The organism is Streptomyces sp. NPDC048603 (assembly GCF_043199475.1).
GTDB lineage: Bacteria > Actinomycetota > Actinomycetes > Streptomycetales > Streptomycetaceae > Streptomyces.
Genome location: NZ_JBICVY010000001.1, coordinates 310,005 through 328,981 on the forward strand (window position 1 = coordinate 310,005; position 18,977 = coordinate 328,981).

The 18,977-nt window shown below is 74.3% G+C and carries 15 protein-coding genes, 1 tRNA gene and 1 pseudogene; 3 read left to right on the plus strand and 14 right to left on the minus strand.

Annotated features, from left to right (window positions below; translation table 11 throughout):
- Positions 1-34: 34 nt before the first annotated feature.
- The 4 genes from ACGFQ9_RS01425 to ACGFQ9_RS01440 all read right to left on the minus strand — a co-directional run bounded on the left by ACGFQ9_RS01425 (position 35) and on the right by ACGFQ9_RS01440 (position 7,888).
- Positions 35-3,826, minus strand: coding sequence for an H-X9-DG-CTERM domain-containing protein (locus ACGFQ9_RS01425; RefSeq protein WP_393569980.1), 3,792 nt, complete (start codon positions 3,824-3,826; stop codon positions 35-37).
- A gap of 420 nt (positions 3,827-4,246) precedes the next feature.
- Entirely contained in the window at positions 4,247-5,500 is a 1,254-nt protein-coding gene (locus ACGFQ9_RS01430; RefSeq protein ID WP_393570780.1) for an FAD-dependent monooxygenase, read from the minus strand.
- Positions 5,501-5,643: 143 nt separating this feature from the next.
- Entirely contained in the window at positions 5,644-7,122 is a 1,479-nt protein-coding gene (locus ACGFQ9_RS01435) for a sensor histidine kinase (protein WP_393569982.1), read from the minus strand.
- 67 nt (positions 7,123-7,189) lie between these two features.
- Positions 7,190-7,888, minus strand: coding sequence for a response regulator transcription factor (locus ACGFQ9_RS01440; RefSeq protein WP_393569984.1), 699 nt, complete (start codon positions 7,886-7,888; stop codon positions 7,190-7,192).
- Positions 7,889-8,147: 259 nt separating this feature from the next.
- Between ACGFQ9_RS01440 and ACGFQ9_RS01445 the strand changes: the two genes are divergently transcribed.
- Together ACGFQ9_RS01445 and ACGFQ9_RS01450 are read left to right on the plus strand one after the other, a co-directional pair.
- Entirely contained in the window at positions 8,148-10,469 is a 2,322-nt protein-coding gene (locus tag ACGFQ9_RS01445) for an MMPL family transporter (protein ID WP_393569986.1), read from the plus strand.
- A 20-nt stretch (positions 10,470-10,489) separates the two neighbouring features.
- Complete coding sequence (locus ACGFQ9_RS01450) at positions 10,490-11,176, plus strand: hypothetical protein (protein ID WP_393569987.1); 687 nt, start codon at positions 10,490-10,492, stop codon at positions 11,174-11,176.
- A gap of 29 nt (positions 11,177-11,205) precedes the next feature.
- On the opposite strand, the gene ACGFQ9_RS01455 is transcribed toward ACGFQ9_RS01450, so the two are convergent.
- The 3 genes from ACGFQ9_RS01455 to ACGFQ9_RS01465 form a co-directional block, all read right to left on the minus strand.
- On the minus strand, positions 11,206-11,820 hold the full coding sequence (locus ACGFQ9_RS01455) for a dihydrofolate reductase family protein (protein ID WP_393569989.1): 615 nt from the start codon (positions 11,818-11,820) through the stop codon (positions 11,206-11,208).
- 84 nt (positions 11,821-11,904) lie between these two features.
- Positions 11,905-12,429, minus strand: coding sequence for an HIT family protein (locus ACGFQ9_RS01460; protein WP_393569991.1), 525 nt, complete (start codon positions 12,427-12,429; stop codon positions 11,905-11,907).
- Between the two features lie 37 nt (positions 12,430-12,466).
- Positions 12,467-13,759, minus strand: coding sequence for a cytochrome P450 (locus tag ACGFQ9_RS01465; protein WP_393569993.1), 1,293 nt, complete (start codon positions 13,757-13,759; stop codon positions 12,467-12,469).
- A gap of 133 nt (positions 13,760-13,892) precedes the next feature.
- Between ACGFQ9_RS01465 and ACGFQ9_RS01470 the strand changes: the two genes are divergently transcribed.
- Complete coding sequence (locus ACGFQ9_RS01470) at positions 13,893-14,465, plus strand: hypothetical protein (RefSeq protein WP_393569995.1); 573 nt, start codon at positions 13,893-13,895, stop codon at positions 14,463-14,465.
- A gap of 37 nt (positions 14,466-14,502) precedes the next feature.
- On the opposite strand, the gene ACGFQ9_RS01475 is transcribed toward ACGFQ9_RS01470, so the two are convergent.
- From ACGFQ9_RS01475 to ACGFQ9_RS01505, 7 genes and pseudogenes are all read right to left on the minus strand, one after another.
- Positions 14,503-15,357 (minus strand): hypothetical protein, encoded by an 855-nt coding sequence (locus tag ACGFQ9_RS01475; RefSeq protein WP_393569997.1) that lies wholly within the window; start codon positions 15,355-15,357, stop codon positions 14,503-14,505.
- Between the two features lie 99 nt (positions 15,358-15,456).
- The gene (locus tag ACGFQ9_RS01480) at positions 15,457-15,696 is read right to left on the minus strand and encodes a hypothetical protein (RefSeq protein WP_393569999.1); all 240 of its coding nucleotides are present in this window, start codon (positions 15,694-15,696) and stop codon (positions 15,457-15,459) included.
- Positions 15,693-16,448, minus strand: a complete 756-nt coding sequence (locus ACGFQ9_RS01485) for a TNT domain-containing protein (protein ID WP_393570001.1) — start codon at positions 16,446-16,448, stop codon at positions 15,693-15,695. Before ACGFQ9_RS01485 ends, ACGFQ9_RS01480 begins: the two co-directional genes overlap by 4 nt.
- 161 nt (positions 16,449-16,609) lie before the next feature.
- Positions 16,610-17,530 (minus strand): annotated as a pseudogene (locus ACGFQ9_RS01490) (AMP-binding protein); the annotation flags it as partial.
- Positions 17,531-17,622: 92 nt separating this feature from the next.
- Entirely contained in the window at positions 17,623-18,099 is a 477-nt protein-coding gene (locus ACGFQ9_RS01495; RefSeq protein WP_393570003.1) for a hypothetical protein, read from the minus strand.
- 267 nt (positions 18,100-18,366) lie between these two features.
- Positions 18,367-18,459, minus strand: a tRNA-OTHER gene (locus ACGFQ9_RS01500).
- Positions 18,460-18,542: 83 nt separating this feature from the next.
- Positions 18,543-18,722: a hypothetical protein gene (locus ACGFQ9_RS01505; protein WP_393570005.1), complete on the minus strand. Its 180-nt coding sequence runs from the start codon at positions 18,720-18,722 to the stop codon at positions 18,543-18,545.
- Positions 18,723-18,977 lie beyond the last annotated feature (255 nt).

The following is an 18,977-nucleotide window of genomic DNA, read 5'->3' on the forward strand; positions in this document are numbered from 1 at the left end:
CAGCGTACCGAAGGGCCGAAGGTGTGCGGCAGGCTCAGCGCCGGTCCCGTCCGGCCGCGGCGCCGCAGGTCGAGCGGTACGGAACGTCGGGTATGCGGTCCTTCCACTGGTCGCGCGAGAGCGGGCCTCCGGCGCGTGCGCACAGGGCCGCGACGATCGACTCGGGCCGCAGGTCGTACGCCCGGACCGGGGTGTGCTCGCCCAGCCGCCAGAGGGTCAGGCCGTCCTCGCCGAAAGCGAGGGCGCGCAGCGCATCGCCGGAGGCCGGCAGGGTTCCGCCCAGGGGTTTCAGGGTCTCGACGTCCCACAGCCGTACGTGGCCGAGGACGTCTCCGGTGGCCAGGGTGCGGCCGTCGGCCGAGAAGGCCATGGTCCCCACCGTCGCGGACCTGCCCGACGGGTCCGCGGCCGATTCCGGCGAGAGGACGCCGAGAACGCGGTCGCCCCGGCCGTTCCGCACCGTCACCCGTCCGGTGCCGTCGGCAACCGCGAGGAAACGGCCGTCCCGGCTGAACTCCAGAGCCCTGATGCCGTGTTCGTTCAGCCTGCGGACCGGCTCGAAGGAGGGCAGGCTCCGTACGGAGCCGTCGCCGAGCACGGCCAGGGCACCGCCGGGATGGATCTCGACCAGCTCGGCTTCCGTCCCGGGCAGGCGGTTCGTGCCCGAGGCCAGATCCCACAGACCCCCGGGGACCGCACCCGTGTTGGCGTAGACGCTCAGCCGTCCCGCCCGTCGGTGCGGCACGATGTCCATCACCCGCCAGATCTGTCCGGGCAGGGTGAGTTCGGCGACGGGACGGCGCTCGATCACGTCCCAGACGTGGGCAGTACGACGGTCCCCGTCGGCGTGGGTGAGCGCGTAGGCGAAGAGCCGGCCGTCAGGGCTGAATCCGCCCGTCACGAGAGCGGCCGCCCGCCGGTCCAGGCCCAGGGCGGGCAACGGAGCCAGGCGTGTCCCGGTCCCGAGGTCGTACAGGCCGAATTCGACACTGTCCCCCACCTGCTTCCCACGGATCGCCTGCCGGCCGCCCGGCACGATGTGGAACGCGTCGTCCATGCCCCGGTCCCAGGTCGGCTCGAGGACGGGACCGAGGTCGATGGAGGACACGGTGACGCCGTCGGCACCCAGGTAGCGGAGCGAGCGGCCGGCCTCGTCGAGGGCCAGGCCGGTGGGGTTCTCGTTCGGGAGTACCCCCACGTACACCGGCAGGTCCGACGGGACCGATCCCCCGGTGGGAGAGCCTTCGGTGCGCCACACCGCCACCGCACCCTTGCGCACCGCGGCGATGAACGCCGAGCCGGTACTGAACACCACCCCGGTGACTCCCTGTTCGGTGGGCATCAGGCCGGCACCCCCGGTGACCACGTCGATGAGCATGATGCCCGAGTCGAGCCGGCCCGCGAGCTTCCTGCCGTCGGGGCTGAAGACCAATCGGTCCTCCCCGCACGCCTGCCGCTCGGGGTCCCACCGGTCGTGCGGTTCACCCCAGGGGAGCTTCCTCCGCTCGGCCACGGACCATATCTCGATCCGGCCGTCCCGTCCGCACAGCGCGATCCGGCTCCCGTCCGGGCTGACGGCCGCGGCGCGCGCCCCGGGATACCCCTCCGCCGCGAACACCCGCTGCCCGCCGGAGGTGTCCCACAACTCGGCGGTGCCGTCCAGGTTCCACACCAGTGACCGGCTGTCGGCCGCCCAGCCGACGCTGTTGAAGTTCGAACTCCGCGGGCCGGGGCGCAGCGTGCGCCGCTCGCCCGTGCTCACGTCCCACACGTGCGCCTCGCCCGGCACCGGCGATGCGTCATGGCGGAGCTCGCCATCCTCGGTGGCGACGGCACTCCGCCCGTCCGGACTGACCCGCAGCCCTACCGGCATGAAGTCGAACCGTCCGTCCGTGACCCGGGGCGTGACGGCGGGCGCCCCCGGCAGTTCGCGGGAGGCCGTTCGGCGGCCGGTGCCGACGTCCCACCGCTCCAGACGGCTCCCCTTCTGCAGGGTCAGCGTCCGGCCGTCCTGGCCGAGCGTGGCCCGATAGCCCCGGGTGTCGCCTTCGACGGGGTCGAACAGCACCCGGGGCCGGGGCTCCAGCGAACCGAGCAGGGCGGCCCGGGTCTCCGTCGTCTCCGCCAGCCCCCACGCGGCGACGCTCAGCCGGTCGGCCGTGGCGGGATCGGTGCGGCGCAGGCCGTCGGCGAGGGCCGCGGTGCGCAGGGCGGCGCCGACCAGTCGCCGCCGGTCCTCGGAGCGGCTCTGCTGCCAGGCCAGCGATCCGGCGAGGACGGCCAGTACGGCGAGCAGCGACATCACCGCACGTACGGTCCGGCGGCCGCGCCGCGTCCGGTTCCGCGCGGCCGTGCTCGCGTCGAGGAACTCTGCCTCCAGGGAGGTGAGTTCGGATCGCCGGGTGCCCGTGGCGAACGCACGCAGCATGGCCAGGCGGGTCGCCGGGGCGAGCACGCCGGGTTCGCGGCCCAGGGAGTCCCAGGCGCCCGCGGCCTCGGTCAGCCAGCGGTGCAGGCGGAGCTGCTCCCGGTCCTCCTCGATCCACGCCCGCAGCCGCGGCCATGCGGTGATCAGGGCCTCGTGGGCCAGCTCCACGGTGTCGCCGTCGAGGCTGATCAGCCGGGCTCGGGCGAGGAGTTCCAGAACCGCGGCGGGGGCACCGTCCGTGCCGATGCCCTCCAGTTCCCCGCGCCGGGCCGGGCGGCGGGTGTCGGGCGATCCGTCGCCCGGGGCGATCAGCCTCATCATGATCCGGCGGGCGGTCGCGGCCTGGTCCGGGTCCAGTTGCCCGTACGCGGCCTCGGCGGTCTGGGCGATGGCTCCGCGGACCCCGCCGGCCCGCTCGTACGCCTCCAGGGTGAGGGCCCGGCCCCGGCGCCGGCGCCAGGTCTCCAGCAGCACGTGGGAGAGCAGGGGCAGACCGCTGGTCTGGGCCGATACCTCCTCCAGGAGGCGGGTGGTGAGCGCCCGTTCGACGGTGAGCCCCTGGGCGGCCGCCGGCTTGGTGATCGCCTGGCGGAGTTCGGCGGGCGTCATGCGGGCGACGGGCAGGCTCGCGTTCCGGACTGCGGCGGCGAGGCCGGGGTGTTCCAGGCAGCGGGCGTAGAAGTCGGCCCGGATGCCGAGCACCACGCGCAGGCGGCTGCCCGGATCGTTGGCCGCGAGGAGCGCGCCGATGAATCCGGCGCGGTCGTCCGCGTCGTGGCAGAGGGTGAAGACCTCCTCGAACTGGTCGACGACGAGCCAGGTTTCGCCGTCCCCGTCCGCCGGACGCAGGATTCCGGCACGACCGGTCGGCAGCCGGTGGCCGGGGGTGAGCAGGCGGATCGCCGCCGGGGGGTCGGGGAGCTCCCGGAGACGGGGAACGAGACCGGCGCGCAGCAATGAGGACTTGCCGCTTCCGGAGGGGCCGAAGACGGTGACGATCCGGTGTGCGGCGACGAGCGACGCGAGGTCGTCGACAAGCCGGTCCCGGCCGAAGAACAGCTGCCGGTCGGCGGGTTCGAAACGGGCCAGCCCCCGGTACGGTGCGGCTTCGCCTTCGTCCGCGTCGTGGAGGGCGAGTCGCTCGGCGGCATCGCGCCGGCGGCCTTCCCATTCGGCGGGATCGCCGCCGCACGCGGCGACGTAGGCCAGGACCACGGGGAGGGTGGGGAGCTGGTCACCGGCCGCCGCCCGGGACAGGGTGGCGACCGAGTAGGGACCGCGGCGGGCCATGGCGGCGTACGTCGGTCCGCCCGCCTCCTGGCGCAGCTTGCGCAGCGCCACGGCGAACTCCGCTACCGGACCCGCCAGCGGGTCCAGCGGCTTTTCCTGACGCCCCACCCATGCCCCCGTGCGGTCGGTACGGATCATGATCAAGCCGAACCCAACCGCTCCGGGCGGGAGGTGACAAGGGGGTTTCACGCCGATCCGGCAGGCGGGTGGTGCGTTCCCGGCGGATTGTTTCGTGCCCTGACCTGGGCTGCGCAACAACGGGCCGGTGCCGGAGGCTGGTGTTGCGCCGGACAGCTGCCGGGGCGGGCCGTCGACAACGGGGGTACGGCCCGCCCCGGCAGCGCCGGCCCTGTGGGGGGCGCGGCGACGGGTGGCCGGGGGCGGGCGGCCACGGACCGGCGGCCACAGCCTCTGCGGCACTGCACTGCACGGCACGGCTCGCGGCCACGGCTCGCGCTGACCGCCCGGCGGTGTCACCGCCCGGCCGTCACGGCCTCAGGGGCACCGCTCGCGGTCACGGCCTGGCGGTCACGGCCTGGCGGTCATGGCCTGGCCGCCGATGCCGGGGGCTCCGTCGAGCTGGCCCCGCCACCAGGCCTCGGCGGCGTGCCGGTCCATCGCGGTCCAGTCCGGGGTCTGCTCCACCTGGGCCCGGCCGAGGCGGCGGGCCAGGGCGACCAGGTCCCGGCCCACCGGCCCACGCGCGGCCTGGTAGGCGTCCGTCAGGTGCTCCCAGGAGGCGGCGTCCCGCCAGGCGGCCTCGAAGGCGGTCGCGTCCTGCATGGCCTTGGCCGCCCCGCTGGTGTTGTGCGGGCGCACCACGGTGGCGGCGTCCCCGGCCAGCAGGAGGCGGCCGACGCCGCTACGCGTCACCTCCAGGTCGTAGATGGGCTGGACGAAGGTGTCCTCGGGGGCGGTCAGTGCGAGCACCGCCGCCCAGTACGGCGGGAACTCCCGGGCGAGCAGCCCGGCGAGGTGGTCGGCGAGCTCGGCCGTGAGCGCGCCCGGCGGGAAGCTCGTGGGGTCGTCGAAGCGCAAGGACCCGTCCTGCGGGGGCACGGCGTAGAGGACCCAGTTGACCCGGGTGCCCTCCGGGCCCGGGATCCGGTAGATGACGCAACTGCCGCCGGGCCAGCAGACCGTCATGCCCGCGTCGGAAGGCCAGGGGTCCTCGCCGACGCCGTCCAGCCTGCGGGCGTCGAAGTTGCCGCGCCAGCAGACGTAGCCGGCGTAGTGCGGGCGGGAACCGGGACTGAGGGCCTCACGGACCACCGAGCGGTAGCCGTCGGCGCCGACGACCAGGTCGTGGCGCTCGACGGATTCGTCGGCCAGTGTGACCGCCACCTGACCGTCCGGGCCGGCGGCCGGGGCGGCGGCCGGGTCCGGCACCTGCCAGGAGACACCCGTGACCGCCGTGCCCTGCCGGTAGACCACGGAGGCCGGGGTGGCTTCGCGCAGCCCCTGCCAGAGCAGGCCCCAGTGGTACGAGTGGAAGGGGAACGGCTGCTCCCAGAACAGCCGCCCGGCCGGGTCACCACCGTCGCGGACCACCCACCGGCGGCGGGTCAGGCGGTGTGCGGCGATACCGGGCGGCAGGGTGCCGACGGCGGACAGCTCGGCGGCCCGGTCGTTGTGGATGCACAGCCCCACCCCGCGGTCCGCCAGCCGCCCGCCGGTGCGTTCGATGACCACCACCTCGTCCGCGCCGGCGCGCGCCGCGGCCGAGGCGAACGCGCAGCCCGCGATGCTCCCGCCGACCACCGCGACCGTTCCGCCTCGCATCGCCACGTCGTGTCTCCTCCGGAAGTGCGGGTCCCGCTGTGCCGGGACCATTGTCGGGAGCGGCGTGGGGGGAATGCGCGGGGCGGGCGGAAGATGACGCCCGAATGGGCCGGATGAGGCCGGGAATTGACGGTGGTTGCGCCCTACGGGTGAGTGGCGGGGAGGTCCAGGGTGAACGCGGCACCGCCCTCCGGCCCGTGTCCGAGCACGGTGAGGGTGCCGCCGAGCCGGGTCGCGAGACGGTGGGCGATGGCGAGGCCGAGTCCGCTGCCGACCGGGCGCTCGCCCCGGTAGCGGTCGTGCAGCGCACCGCGTTCGAAGGCGACCTCGACGTCCTGCTCGGTGAGCCCGGGGCCGCCGTCGCGGACCTGGAGCCGGGCGCCGCCGTCCCCGGACGGTGCGGCCAGGGCCAGGACCACGGGCCGGCCCTCCGGGGTGACCCGCAGCGCGTTCTCCAGCAGGCAGTCGACCAGCTGGCGCACCCGGAAGCCGTCGGTGCGGACCGTGACGGGAGCACCGGGTTCCGGCTCCTCCAGGCGGAACGCGACCCCGTGGCGGGCACAGCGTTCGCGCCAGGACGCGGCCGCCCGGGTGACGAGGGCCGACAGGTCGGTCTCGGTGGGGTCGATGCGGAAGTCCCCGGCGTCCGCCTCCAGCCGGGCCAGGTCCAGGAGGTCGCGGAGGAAGCGGTCCAGGCGCTGCGCCTCGGCGCCCAGGACGCCGCCGATCTCGGGGACGCGTTCGGCGGGGATCACGCCGTCGGCCAGGGCCTCGGCGTAGCCGCGCAGGGTGGTCAGCGGGGTACGGATCTCGTGCGAGACCGAGAGCAGGAACTCCTGGCGGCGTCGTTCGCTGCGGGTGAGTTCCCGGTCCAGGACGGCGAGGGCCCGGGTCACCTCGGCCACTTCCAGCGGCCCGGAGTCCGGGATCGGGCCGAGGTCGGGGCCGGGGCCGGGGCCGGGGCCACGGTCGTGGTCGTGGTCGTGGTCCGTGTCCGCACGGGCGGGCGGGGCGGAACCCGGGCCGCCGGATTCCGTGATCCCCCGCTCTCCGGCGGCGAGGCGGCCCGCCAGGCCGGCCGCGCGGGTCAGCGGGCGGGCGATGCGGCGCGCGAGGAGCAGCCCGGCGAGGCCCGCCCCGAGCAGCCCGGCGCACAACGGCAGGACCAGGTTGCGGCGGATCCGTGCGGCGGCCGCGTCCACCTCGGCGGTGGACTTGGTGAGGACGACCCCGCCCGTGCGGTGGGCCCGGCCCTCGATGATGACCTCCCGTCCGTTCAGCGTCCCGGTCGCGGACAGGGGTTTACGGGCGAGCAGCAGGTCACGCTGGGCGTTCGAGACCGCAGGGGCCCCCGGCCCGCGGAGGGTTCCGGTGGGTTCGAGCACCGCCGGCTCGACCCCGTTGGCGCCGGCGATCAGCTGCTCGCCCTCGACGAGCACCGCGGAGAGTCTGGGGATCCGGCTGAGCACGGTGGCCTGGCGGGCCAGTTTGTCGCGCTCCTGGGCCTCCGCGTTCCCCCGGGCCGTGTACCAGGCGGTGACCCCGCTGAGCAGGACGGCGACCAGGGCGACGAAGGCGGCGAACAGGACGAGCTCGCGCGCGAGCGTGCGTCGGCGGCTCATCGCCTCATCCTCCTCATCCTCCTCGTCGTCCTCGTCGTCCTCGTACTCCTGATGCCCGTGATCCCCCTCATTCGCCGTTCTCGGTCGCGCTGTAGCCCACACCGCGGACCGTGCGGATCGGACTGGCACTGCCGAGCTTGCCGCGGATCTGGGAGACGAACACGTCCACCACCCGAGGGTCGCGGTGCGCCGAGTCGCCCCACACCTGGTCCAGCAGCTGCAGGCGGGTGAACACCTGGCCGCGGTGTTCGAGCAGATGGCTGAGCAGATCGAGTTCCAGCGCGGTGAACTCCACCGGCACGCCGTCCACATGGACCGTGCGGCGCCCGGGGTCGACCCGCAGCGGGCCCCGGGTGTGGACGACCGGGGTGCTCCGGGCTGGGCCCGCCGCGCGCCGCAGCACCGCGTTGACGCGGGCGACCAGCTCACCCGGTGAGAACGGCTTGGTCAGGTAGTCGTCCGCGCCCAGCTCCAGCCCCAGGATCCGGTCGGCCTCGTCACCCCGGGCGGTCACCAGCAGCACCGGCGTCCAGTCGCCCCGTTCGCGCAGCCGCCTGCAGAAGGTCACCCCGTCCATGCCGGGCAGCCCGATGTCCAGGACGACCGCCGCCGGGGCGAGCCGGCGCACCGCGTCGAAGCCGGCCGGGCCGTCCCCGGCCACCTCGGTGCGGTAGCCGTCCCGCTCCAGGTACAACTGCTGGAGCGCGGCGATGTTCGGGTCGTCCTCCACGATCAGGACGAGTCCCTTGTGGGGGTCGGGGTTCACGACGGCTGGTTCATGACGGCTCCGGGGGACGTGCGCGCGGTACGGAGCCGCGGGTCGGGGCTGGGTGCCGTCCCATGCTAGTCAGCACGGGCGGACGTACGGCGGACCGCGGTGCGGTGCCGGTGAAGCCTTACCGAGCCCTAACAATCCGCTCATGATCCGCTGGTGTTCACCGCGGAGGATCGGGGCGAGCGTGAGCAGGTCACCGCCTGCCGCGCACGGCGTCCCCATCTCCTTCTCCTTCCGAGGATCTCCGCTGATGACACGTACTGACCAGGCCGGACGGCAGGAGGCCGGGCCGGGCCCCGGCCACCCCGCCCCGCGCCCCGCACCGCGCCCCCGCCCAGGGCTGCTGTTCCGCACCGGGCGCGGCTGTGCCCGGCGCCCGTGGCTGGTGATCGGCGTCTGGCTGCTCGTCCTGCTGGCCGCCGTCGGCGCCGACCGGGCCTGGGGCGGGACGTACGAGGACGACTTCACCCTGCCCGGCACCTCCGTACAGACCGGCGCCGACCTGCTCGACGCCCACGGGGGCCCGGCGGCCCGGGGCGTCCCCGCGCAGATCGTCCTCGCGACCGGCCGCGAGACCCCCGGCGGGCCGGGCGCGCGGGACGGTCTCGACGCGCACCGGGACGCGATCGAGGCGACCCGGGCGAAGCTCACGGCGCTCCCCGGGGTGATCTCGGTCGCCGATCCGGCGGCCACGCCCGGTGCCGTGACCCGGGACGGCGGCACCGGCTACTTCACCGTCCGGTTCGAGACGAGTCCCGCCCGGTTCGAGAAGTCGTACGTCGGCCTGGTCGACGAGGCGGTCGCCCCGCTGCGCGCGGACGGGGTCACCGTCGAGTACGGCGGCCCGCTGGGGCAGCTGGCGCGGTCCGGCGGCGCCGACCGGGCCTCAGAGGCCATCGGCATCGCCACCGCCGTGCTGGTCCTGCTGATCGGTTTCGGCAGTGTGGCCGCGGCCGCGTTCCCCCTGCTCAGTGCGGTGATCGGGCTGCTGGCGGGACTCGCGGCCCTCGGGCTGGTCGCGGCGCAGGTGAGTCTGGCCGCCGTCTCCCCCACCCTGGCCGTGATGATGGGCCTGGGCGTGGGTCTGGACTACTCGCTGTTCCTGGTGACACGGCACCGCCGGCTGCTCCGGGACGGTGCCCCTCCGGCGGACGCGGCCGGCCGGGCCGTGGCCACCAGCGGCCGGGCGGTGCTGGTCGCGGCGCTGACCGTGACGGTCGCGCTGGCCGGGCTGTTCGCGTCCGGGGTGGGCTTCATCGGCATGCTGGGGGTCGCCGCCGCCACCACCGTGCTGACCGGCGCCCTGGCCGCGCTCACCCTGACGCCCGCGCTGCTGGGCCTGGCGGGCCGGCGCGTCGACCGGTTCCGGGTCCGCCGGCCGGCCGACGAACCCGACGGGGACGCCGACGTCTGGCACCGCTGGGCGGCGGCGGTGGGGCGCCGTCCGTGGACCGCGCTGCTCGCCGGTGCGCTGCTGCTCGGGGTGCTCGCCGTACCGGCCGCGTCGATGCGCCTCGGCCATGTCGACGCGGGCGCGGCACCCGCCGACTCCACCGAGCGCCGGGCCTACGACCTGGTCTCCGAGGGGTTCGGGCCGGGCGCGAACGGCCCGATCACGGTCGTCGTCACCCTCGACAAGGACGGGACGACCGCGCAGCGGCGGACGGAGATCGCGCAGGGCCTGCAGGGTGCGCTCGCGCGCACACCCGGGGTGGCTTCGGCGACCCTGCCCGCGCCGACCGCCGACGGGGCGCTGCTGGTGGCGACGGTCGTGCCGGCAGGCGCCCCGCAGGACCGGTCAACGGCAGACCTGGTGCACCGGCTGGCGGACCGTACGCTGCCCGACACCCTCGGCCCGTACGGTGCCACCGGGTACCTGACCGGGCAGGTCGCGGCGCAGCAGACCTTCCGGGACGTGCTCGCGGACCGGCTGCCGCTGGTCGTGGGCCTGGTGGTGGCGGCCGCGTTCGCGCTGCTGCTGATCGTGTTCCGCAGTCCGCTGGTCGCGCTGAAGGCAGGCCTGCTGAACCTGCTGTCGATCGGCGCCTCGTTCGGTGTGGTGGTGGCGGTGTTCCAGTGGGGCTGGGGCGGTCCGCTGCTCGGTGTGGACGGGCCGGTGCCGGTGGAGTCGTACGTGCCGATGATGATGTTCGCGATCGTCTTCGGCCTCTCCATGGACTACGAGGTGTTCCTGCTCTCGCGGATCCGGGAGCACTGGCTCGCCGGGCACGGGGACCAGGAGAGCGTCGCGGCCGGGCTGGCCTCGACCGCCCGGGTCATCACCTGCGCCGCGCTGATCATGACCAGCGTGTTCCTGGCGTTCCTGCTGTCGGAGGACCCGGTGGTGAAGATGCTGGCGCTGGGCCTCGGGGTGAGCGTGGTGCTGGACGCCACGGTGGTCCGGCTGCTGCTGGTGCCCGCGACGATGCACCTGATGGGCCGGGCCAACTGGTGGATCCCTGCCTGGCTGGACCGGCTGCTGCCGCGCCTCGACCCGGAGGGCGGAGGCGGTACGGCCGCTGCGGCCGCTCCGGAACGCCCGCTCCGCGTGGGGGAGGTGGAGGAGGCGTGAGGCGCCGCGGGAGGCTCGTCATGGCCGTCTCCGGCACGGCGGTGGGGGCGGTGCTGCTCACCGGCTGTGCGGAATACGGCGCGGACCTGATGGTCGAGCGCCGGATCGCGGACGCGCTGCGTCCGCGGCTGGGGGCGAACGAGGTGGACCTGGCCGGCTCGGGGCTGGTCGCGGTGGCCCGGGGGCGGGTCGGATCGGCGGAAGTCAGCGCCGACGAGGCCTCGTTCGGCCTGGTCACCGGGGCCTCGGTGCGGCTGACCCTCGACGGCGTCACCATGGGCGAGGACGGCCGGGGCACCGTCGGATCGGTGGAGGGCCGCGTCACGGTCCCGACCGGCGCCGTACGGGACTCGCTGGCGGCGGGCGACCGCGCGCTGCCGGTGAGCTCCGTGTCCACGGACCCGGCCTCGGGCACGCTCCGTCTCGGCATCGGCCCGGGCGGTGCGGCGACCGTGCTGCTGCGGCCCGGACTGACCGGCGGGCGGCTGTCGTTCACCGTCGCCGGGGCCACGCTGCTGGGCCGCCCGGCCCCCGAGCGCATGGTCTCGGCGGTCCGGGACGGACTGGCTGCCCGGCAGGCGGACTCGGCGGCGGACCCGGACACGGCGGCGCTTCCCGGCCTGGCGCCGGAGTCCGTCCGGGTCACGGAGCAGGGCCTGGAAGTCACGCTCCGAGGCGAGGACGTCCGCCTCGGCGCACAGCCCTGACGGGGCTGCCCCTACCCCTGCCCGGCGGTTCACCCCTCCCGCTGGGGCAGGTGGGTCCTGGCATCCTCGTAGGTGCCTTGGCCGGGGGCGGCGGCCGGGGCGTAGGAGAGGTTCAGCACGCCGGTCTCGAAGGTGTCGGAGGAGAGCAGCTCCAGCGGGATGGGCGCCGTGTCCGGCTCGAACAGGCGCATGCCCTTGCGGACGGCGATGGGGTGGACGAGGAGGTTCAGTTCGTCCAGGAGTCCGGCGGAGAGGAGTTGGCGGACCACGGAGACCGAGCCGCTGATCCAGACGGGCGAACCCTGCTCGTTCTTGAGGGCGTTGACCGTCTCGGTGAGGTCTCCGTCCGGCTGCTCCGAGTTCCGCCAGGTGAAGGCCGGCCTGCTGCGGGAGACGACGATCTTGCGGGCGTCGCCGAGCACCTTGGCGAACGGCGCGTCCTCCCCGCCGGCCGCCTCCCTTCCGGGCCAGGCGCCGGCGAAGCTGTCGTAGGTCCGGCGGCCCAGCAGCAGGGTGTCGGCGCGTCCCAGGGTGGCGTCGACGGCCGCCCCCATCTCGTCGTTGAAGTACGGGAAATGCCACTGGTCGGGCGCCTCGACGACGCCGTCGAGGGAGATGAACAGCTGCGACTTGATCTTCCTCATGCCGGCTCCCGGGGATGCGGTCTCCGCACCGTCCGTACGGTCGGTGCGGACGGATACCGCCGTACGGACCGTACGGCTCGGGGTTCATCCAAGGGGACGGGGCGCCGGGGAGTCGAGCGCGGCGCGCAGGCGGTCGCAGACCGCCGCCACCTCCGCTTCGGCCGGCCGCCGGCCGGCACGGAACATGGCCATCTGCAGGGCCGGGCCGTACGCGTCGTGTTCGGCGAGGTCCCGCGCGCGGGCGGGCTGCACCACGAAGTGGATGTGGCCGGGCACCGCACCGGCGTGCGACCGGAGGCAGACGTAGACCTGTTGGGGAGCGGTCACCTCGGTCACGGCGTCGCTGACCCGTTGCAGCAGCGGGCCGAGTTCGGCGGACTCCTCCGGGGTCAGCCGGGCGACGTGCAGGACGTGGCGGACGGGCTTGACCACGACCGTGCCGAGGCCCAGCGGACCGACACAGTGCTCCACGACCCAGTGCGGGGTGCGCAGGAGGGTGCCGCCCGGCAGGGGCGCGGTTCCGGCCGTCAGGGCGCAGGCGAGACAGCTGCTCTCGCCGGGGCCGGTGCCGGTGCCGGCGCTGGTGCCGGCGCTCGGGTCGGCGGACATGGACACCCCCCGTGTGCGTACGGTCGTCGGACCGCCATCATGCCGCGATCGGGCCCGCGTGGCTGCGGGACGGGTGGGGGTCGTCCATCAGGAAGCCGCTGCGCGGGCGGGTGGGGATGCGGTGCAGCGGGATCGCCAGATCCTGTTCGGGGACGCCGAAGTCCAGGTGGGCCAAGGCCCGCGCGATCACGGTGAGCAGAGCGAGGGCGATGTCCTCTCCCGGGCAGCGGTGTCCGGTGCGGGCGTCGCCGCCGCCCTGGGGGATGAGCGCGGCCGGGTCCGGCTCGTGGCCGAGGAAGCGCCCCGGGTCGAAGCGGTTCGGCCGCTCCCACAGGGCCGGGTCGTGGTGGTGCCCGTACACGTCGAGCAGCACCAGGCTGCCCGCCGGGATCGCGACCTCGCCGAACCTCAGGTCACGGGCGGCGAGTCCGCCGACGAACGGCACGAACGGGTAGAACCGGCGCACCTCGTGGGCGAAGGCCCGCGCGTACCCGAACCCTTCGGAGCGGAGGCGGTCACGCTGGGCGGGGTCCCGGTGGAGGGCGTGGGCCGCGAAGGCGGCGTACCAGGCGAGGGCGACCGTGGGCCGGATGAGGTTGAGGAGTTCGACGGCCGCGGTGTGCGGGGGCAGGAGCGTGCCGTCCGCCTCGCGATGGAGGGCGACCGCCGTCAGGGCCGACCGCTCGACGCCGTGGTGGTGGGAGGGCGCGAAGGGGCCGTCGGCGTGCGTTCCCGATCCACGGATGTCCAGGACGGCGCGGGCGAGGGCCTGCTCCTGACGCCGCCGGGCGTGGCGGGCCCGCCAGTGGCGGGATCCGGCGGTGGCGAAGCCGTCGACCATGGCCACGCAGTCCTCGGCGATCTCCCGTGCAGCGTCGGCGGGTACGGGCAGGCCGACCCAGTCGCAGACGGCTTGCGCGAGGACGGTGCCGGCCTCGTCGAAGAGGACCACCCGGCGTCCGGCCCAGCCCGGTACGGCAGCGGCCCAGGCCGCCTCGAAGCGGTCGGTGAGCGCCGCGACGTTCCCGGCGGGCATCAGCAGGGAGACGAAGAGCTGCTTGCGGACCCGGTGCTCGGAGCCGTCCAGGGTGTGGACCGCGCCACGGCCGAACAGCGTGTCGAGGACGGGGCCCGGCAGTGCGCCCTCGCGCAGGACGTGGTGCTCGTCGTAGAAGAAGCGCACCGCCTCACGGCCGTGGAGCAGGACCGCGGGCCGTCCCGTCAGGCGGGTGCGGACCGCGTCGGCACCCGCGCGCCGGAGCAGACGGGGAGCCCAGGTGTAGCCCTCGGCCAGCAGGAGGACGGTGCTGTCGGCCTTGGTCGGGTGCATGGGCTGCGCCTACCCGCCGGCCGGCCGCGCACACGCGGGGCGCGGTGTCAGCATCCGGCCGCCCGGTCACCCTGGGTGGTGATCGGAACGCGCCGGGCGCCCGGCGGACGGCCCGGTGGGGCAGAGTGTGCGCATGCGTCGCCCTGCTCTCCTCCTGCTGCTCTCCGCCCTGTTGGCCGCTTCGGGGTGTGTTTCCGTGTCCGGCACCGGGGACGGCAGACCGCCGGCGGCGCGGCCCGCACCGGGTGCGGGCCCGGCCTCGAAGGAATCCCTGCCGCTGACGCCGCTGCCGGGGCCGGAAGGGGGAGCCGGTGCCGGTGTCGGCGCTGGTCCCGGTCCCGAAGCGCAGGGCGAGCGGGATCGCCCCAGGCCCGGGAAGGACTCCTTCCGCCCTGCCGCGTCGGCTCACCGGGCCGGGCAGGAGCACCGGCACGAGCACGGGCCCCGGTCAAAGCCGGGATCGGCGCCGAAAGCCGGCGGAAAGAGCCGGGGCCAGGGCAGGGGGTCCGGCACGGTCAAGGCCAAGGCCAAGGTCAAAGGCAAGGTCAAGGGAAAGGTCGAGGGCAAGGCCAAGGTCGGGTCCCGGCCGAAGCAGCACGTGCCCTCGCCCGGTCGCGTCGACATGGCCCAGCTGTGCCGCTCCTCCGAAGGGGTCACCGACCCGGCGATCACCCGGCTGTGCCACGGCACGTTCGGCGGCCGGTAGGCGGGCGGGGCGCCGGACGGCGGGCCGGGCGGCGGGGTCAGTCCTCCTCGCCTCCGGGTCCCGCGGCCTTCCGGGCCGCGGCCCGCGCGCGCGTACGGGCCCGTGCGGCCGTGCGGGACGCCTCTTCGTGGCGGGCGCCGGCTTCGGCGTGCGCGGCGCGGGCCGCGTCCAGCCGGTCGGCCGCGGCGCGCAGCTCCCGCTCGGCGGCGGAGACCGCCTCCCGGGTGCTCCGTAGCCGCTCCTCGTGGGCGGCCAGGTCGGATTCCAGTCTCTCTGCCTCTGCCTCTGCCTCAGCCTCTGCCCGGGCCCGGGCCTGCTCCTCCTCTGCCGCCCGCAGCGCCCTCTCCCGCCGGGCGGGCCGTGGAGGCGGGGACGGGGGCGGGGACGGGGCGGCTCCGGGGGCCGGTTCCAGGCCCGTGAAGCCCATGGCCGTCTCGGGGCGCTTCGCCAGCCTGCCGGCCGCCCATTCCGCGGCGACGGCCTCGTCGGCGAGGACCGCGTGCAGGATCTGCTCCACCTCCTGCAGCACGGTCCCGCTCACCTCCTGGCCCGCGGCCGCGGCCAGCCCGCCGGCCGTCCGCGCCAGCGCGCCGATCACCCGGTGCCGGTCGTGCGACAGCTGCCGCAGCTGTACGCCGTCCAGGGTGCGGTGGGCCTCCCGGAGCGCCGCGCCCAGGCTGAGCAGCCGCTGCGTTTCGGCGGGCCGCTGCCGGGGCAGCAGTCCCGCCGCCCATGCCGCGGTCGAGGGCTTCCGCAGTCCCGCGATGCGTGCGGCGAGCTCCCGGTCGCCGGCCGTCCGGGCGCGGGCGGCGAGGGTGTTGCGCGCCGCCGTGAACTCCGCGGGCCGCAGCCCGTACAGCTCCTCCGTCACCGCGTCGAGATCCATGTCCACGCCCGCTACTGTCCCCCGTCCCCGGGCCGGGACCGGGGAACGGCCCACCGCGGCGCGGCGCGTCCCCGGCCCGGCCCTCGGCCGGCCCGCCCGGCCGGGTCAGACGCCGAGCAGGGTGCGGAGGTGGGCGCAGGCGCCGGCCTCCGAGTCGTGCACGGCGGTCGTCTCGTACGCGCCGCGCTCGAACACGCCGGTCTCCCAGCGGCCGTCGGGCCGCCCGCGCAGGTACACGAAATCGGTCGGGGGCGGACCGGGTTCGTGGACGCCCTCGATCCGGTAGTGCCCGGCCGGCACCCCTGCCGCCCGCAGTGCCCGCACGAGGTCCTGCCGGTGGCTCATCCGCGGTCCGGATCGGAGTCCGGAGCGGCGACCCGGGCCAGGTAGCCGTTGTCCAGGAGCCACTTGACGTTCAGGCGCTGCCCCGCGCCCGGGTCGAGGAAGGCCGGGTCCAGCTTGATCTGGCGGCCGCCGCCGGGCTGCTCGAACCAGGCCGCGATCGAGCCCTCCCAGACGGTGAACGGCTTGACCACCTCGTAGAGGTGGTAGTCGCAGGGGAAGGCCGCCTCCCGGGTGTTGAGGTTCTGCGGCGGCAGCGCCCGCTCGGCGTACGCGGCACCGGCGGGGGCGAGGAAGGAGCCGTACTCGGAGCCGAACCGGTCCAGCCTCTCGCCCGGGGCGAGGAGGTCGGGGGCCTTGTCCACGGTTCCGTTGACCTCGGCGAAGCCGTCGTTCGGCGGGTACTTCCAGGTGCCGGTGCCGGCCGGGCCCTCCCAGTACTTCTTCAGGAACGCGGCGGAGGACAGGGCGCCGGTGCGGTGGTAGCCCCTGAGCAGCGGGCCGACCGGCTGCCGGTTCTTCCGCGGCAGGTACTGGGGGCCGAGCCGCTTGTCGTCCTTGAACTCTCCGGTGCAGGCCGCCGGGGCCGTGGCATCGGCCGGGGACGCGGCCGGGGATATCGCCACGACCGGGGCGGCCGGGGCGGCAGGTGCCGCTTGTGCGGAGGGTGCGGCCACGAGGGTGGCGGCCGTGACGCCCAGGGCGGCGAGGACCGCTCGTAATCTCAGATCCGTACGGGTGCTGCGACGCTCCACGCGGAGGTCTCCTTCGGTGTGAGGACATGTCAGACCGGCGCGCATCGCCGCAGGTTACGGCGATGCGCGCGTCCAGCACACCGTAATGAATCAACGCCGGACCGTGACCCGGCCCGGACGTGAACCGGCCACCCCGCCGCCGTCCCGGAGCCGGCGCCCGGTCAGGACCCGTCGGCGAGCAGCCGGACCGCCATCTCGCGCATCTCCACCTTGCGGATCTTGCCGGTGACGGTCATCGGGAAGGCATCGACCACATGGACGTAGCGGGGGATCTTGAAGTGGGCGAGGCGGCCGCTGCAGTAGGCACGGACGGAGTCCGCGGTGAGGGGCTCCGCCCCGTCCCGCATGCGGAGCCAGGCCATCAGTTCCTCCCCGTACCTGGCGTCGGGGACGCCGATGACCTGGACGTCCAGGACGTCGGGGTGGCTGTGGAGGAACTCCTCGATCTCGCGCGGGTAGAGGTTCTCGCCGCCGCGGATCACCATGTCCTTGATGCGCCCGGTGATGCTGACGTAGCCGTCCTCGTCCATCACGGCGAGGTCGCCGGTGTGCATCCAGCGCTCCGCGTCGACCGCTTCCGCCGTGCGTTCCGGTTCCTGCCAGTAGCCGAGCATGACCGAGTAGCCGCGGGTGCAGAGTTCGCCGGGCTCGCCGCGGGGCACCGTGCGCCCGGTGGCGGGGTCGATCACCTTGACCTCCAGGTGCGGGCCGACCCGGCCGACCGTGGAGACACGGCGTTCGAGGGAGTCGTCGGCGCGGGTCTGGGTGGACACCGGCGACGTCTCGGTCATGCCGTAGCAGATGGCCACTTCGGCCATGCCCATGCGGTCGATGACCTGGCGCATCACCTCGGCCGGGCACGGCGAACCGGCCATGATGCCGGTGCGGAGGCTGCTCAGGTCGTAACGGTCGAAGCCGGGCTCGGCGAGTTCCGCGATGAACATCGTGGGGACGCCGTAGAGCGAGGTGCAGGATTCCGCCTCCACGGCGGCCAGGGTGGCGGCCGGGTCGAAGGACGGCGCGGGGATCACCATCGCGGCGCCGTGGCTGGTGCAGGCGAGGTTTCCCATGACCATGCCGAAAGGTAGAGGAACACTCGGGCAATGTCCAGTCACCTGCGGAAACAACGAAGCCCCGGCCATCACAGCGGATGACCGGGGCTTCTGATCGCACCTCAGGCGCGCGCGACCTCCGGGAGCAGCTCGCGCGCTTGCTTCATCAGCACCTCATGGGGACGAGGCCGGCCGTTGTCGTCGACGCCGTCCGTCAGCATGAATCGACCCACGTACAGCTCTGAGTGCCCGTACATGTTGCCTCCGTTTCCGCGGGGCTCAGCACGCGCGTCGACCTCCAGGGCCCACGCGACGCCGGGAAGCTCCACAGAGCCCGGCTTGGGGACCGTACGACTGCTCCAGGCCGTACAGAGAACCCAGTCCGCGCGCCCAGCCGGGTCGGCATTTGGCGGCAGGTGCCGCGCAGCGACGTCCATCCAACTCATGTCCGGAACCTCCGGGACAGGGATGTACCCCACAATCGCCGTCGTACCGAAGTGGCCGGCCGACGCGTACGCCCCGACGCCGTAGACGTCCGGCCACATGTGCAGCAAGGGGAAGAGCGTTACGCGCCCCTGCCCCGTCATCTCTCTCGCCATTTGCGCCTCTCCTCACCCATGGGTCAGCCCCGCCCTGATCCTGCCAGGGCGGGGCCGTTTACGCGCTCAGTTCACTAGCCGGGGCGTCAGCCAACCTCGGGGGTCTGCGGCGGGTTGGAGCCGCCCCCATCGCCGTCCTCGATGTCCTTGTTCCCCTGGTCGTTGCCCTGGAGAACCGTCCAGCGCTGCATGTCGATCATGTGCCTTGCCCTTTCTCTCGAATGGGTGGTGCATGAAGTGGTGCAGTTCCGCCGACGAGCGGCGGAGTTCCCTCGCCCGGATTCGAACCGGAGCCTCTGCTGTTCACCGTGGGGGACACGTTGACGGGTGCAGCGCTCTACCTGACTGAGCTACGAGGAATCGGCTGGATGAGGCCGAGGAAAAGCCTGTTAGGAGCGGGCGGGGCCGTTGGTGCCGACCTCAGTACCCCGCCGCCCCTCCGCTCACCGATGACCAATCGGGGGCGGAGTCAGGTTGCCGGCGGCCGTCACTCCGTCGGCAACTGCTTCGACGACTTTCAGAGCGGTTGCGGTCCACACGGTCTGTTCCGCCCCCTGCTCGACCGCCTCGCGGAGTTCCCGGATGAACGTCTCGTCGTACCGGTAGCCCCGTGCGTCAGTCATTGCCGCACCCCTGCGGGTGATTTCTCAGTTCGGCGCGGAGTGCGTCCGCCCTGGACCGGTCCGAATCGGCCCGCGAGTGCTCAGCCAGTTCGGCCGCTACGGCCTCACACACGCCACAGCGTCCGCCCGGAGTACGCACCGGGAAGATCGAATGCACTGTCACGTCGTCGGATGTGTCTAAGAACGCCATGAGCCACCTGCCGCAATCGCCTCGTTACCGGCTGTGCTTGCAAATCCAGAGTGGCACTGAGTGGT

What these genes read in the sequence shown, in the direction of transcription:
- ACGFQ9_RS01465 (WP_393569993.1), bottom strand. Translation starts at nt 13,759, where the DNA reads ATGCACCCGACCAAGGCCGACAGCACCGTCCTCCTGCTGGCCGAGGGC.
- ACGFQ9_RS01455 (WP_393569989.1), bottom strand. Translation starts at nt 11,820, where the DNA reads ATGAGGAAGATCAAGTCGCAGCTGTTCATCTCCCTCGACGGCGTCGTC.
- ACGFQ9_RS01435 (WP_393569982.1), bottom strand. Translation starts at nt 7,122, where the DNA reads ATGAGCCGCCGACGCACGCTCGCGCGCGAGCTCGTCCTGTTCGCCGCC.
- ACGFQ9_RS01450 (WP_393569987.1), top strand. Translation starts at nt 10,490, where the DNA reads ATGGCCGTCTCCGGCACGGCGGTGGGGGCGGTGCTGCTCACCGGCTGT.
- ACGFQ9_RS01445 (WP_393569986.1), top strand. Translation starts at nt 8,148, where the DNA reads ATGACACGTACTGACCAGGCCGGACGGCAGGAGGCCGGGCCGGGCCCC.
- ACGFQ9_RS01470 (WP_393569995.1), top strand. Translation starts at nt 13,893, where the DNA reads ATGCGTCGCCCTGCTCTCCTCCTGCTGCTCTCCGCCCTGTTGGCCGCT.
- ACGFQ9_RS01505 (WP_393570005.1), bottom strand. Translation starts at nt 18,722, where the DNA reads ATGACTGACGCACGGGGCTACCGGTACGACGAGACGTTCATCCGGGAA.
- ACGFQ9_RS01495 (WP_393570003.1), bottom strand. Translation starts at nt 18,099, where the DNA reads ATGGCGAGAGAGATGACGGGGCAGGGGCGCGTAACGCTCTTCCCCTTG.
- ACGFQ9_RS01430 (WP_393570780.1), bottom strand. Translation starts at nt 5,500, where the DNA reads ATGCGAGGCGGAACGGTCGCGGTGGTCGGCGGGAGCATCGCGGGCTGC.
- ACGFQ9_RS01460 (WP_393569991.1), bottom strand. Translation starts at nt 12,429, where the DNA reads ATGTCCGCCGACCCGAGCGCCGGCACCAGCGCCGGCACCGGCACCGGC.
- ACGFQ9_RS01480 (WP_393569999.1), bottom strand. Translation starts at nt 15,696, where the DNA reads ATGAGCCACCGGCAGGACCTCGTGCGGGCACTGCGGGCGGCAGGGGTG.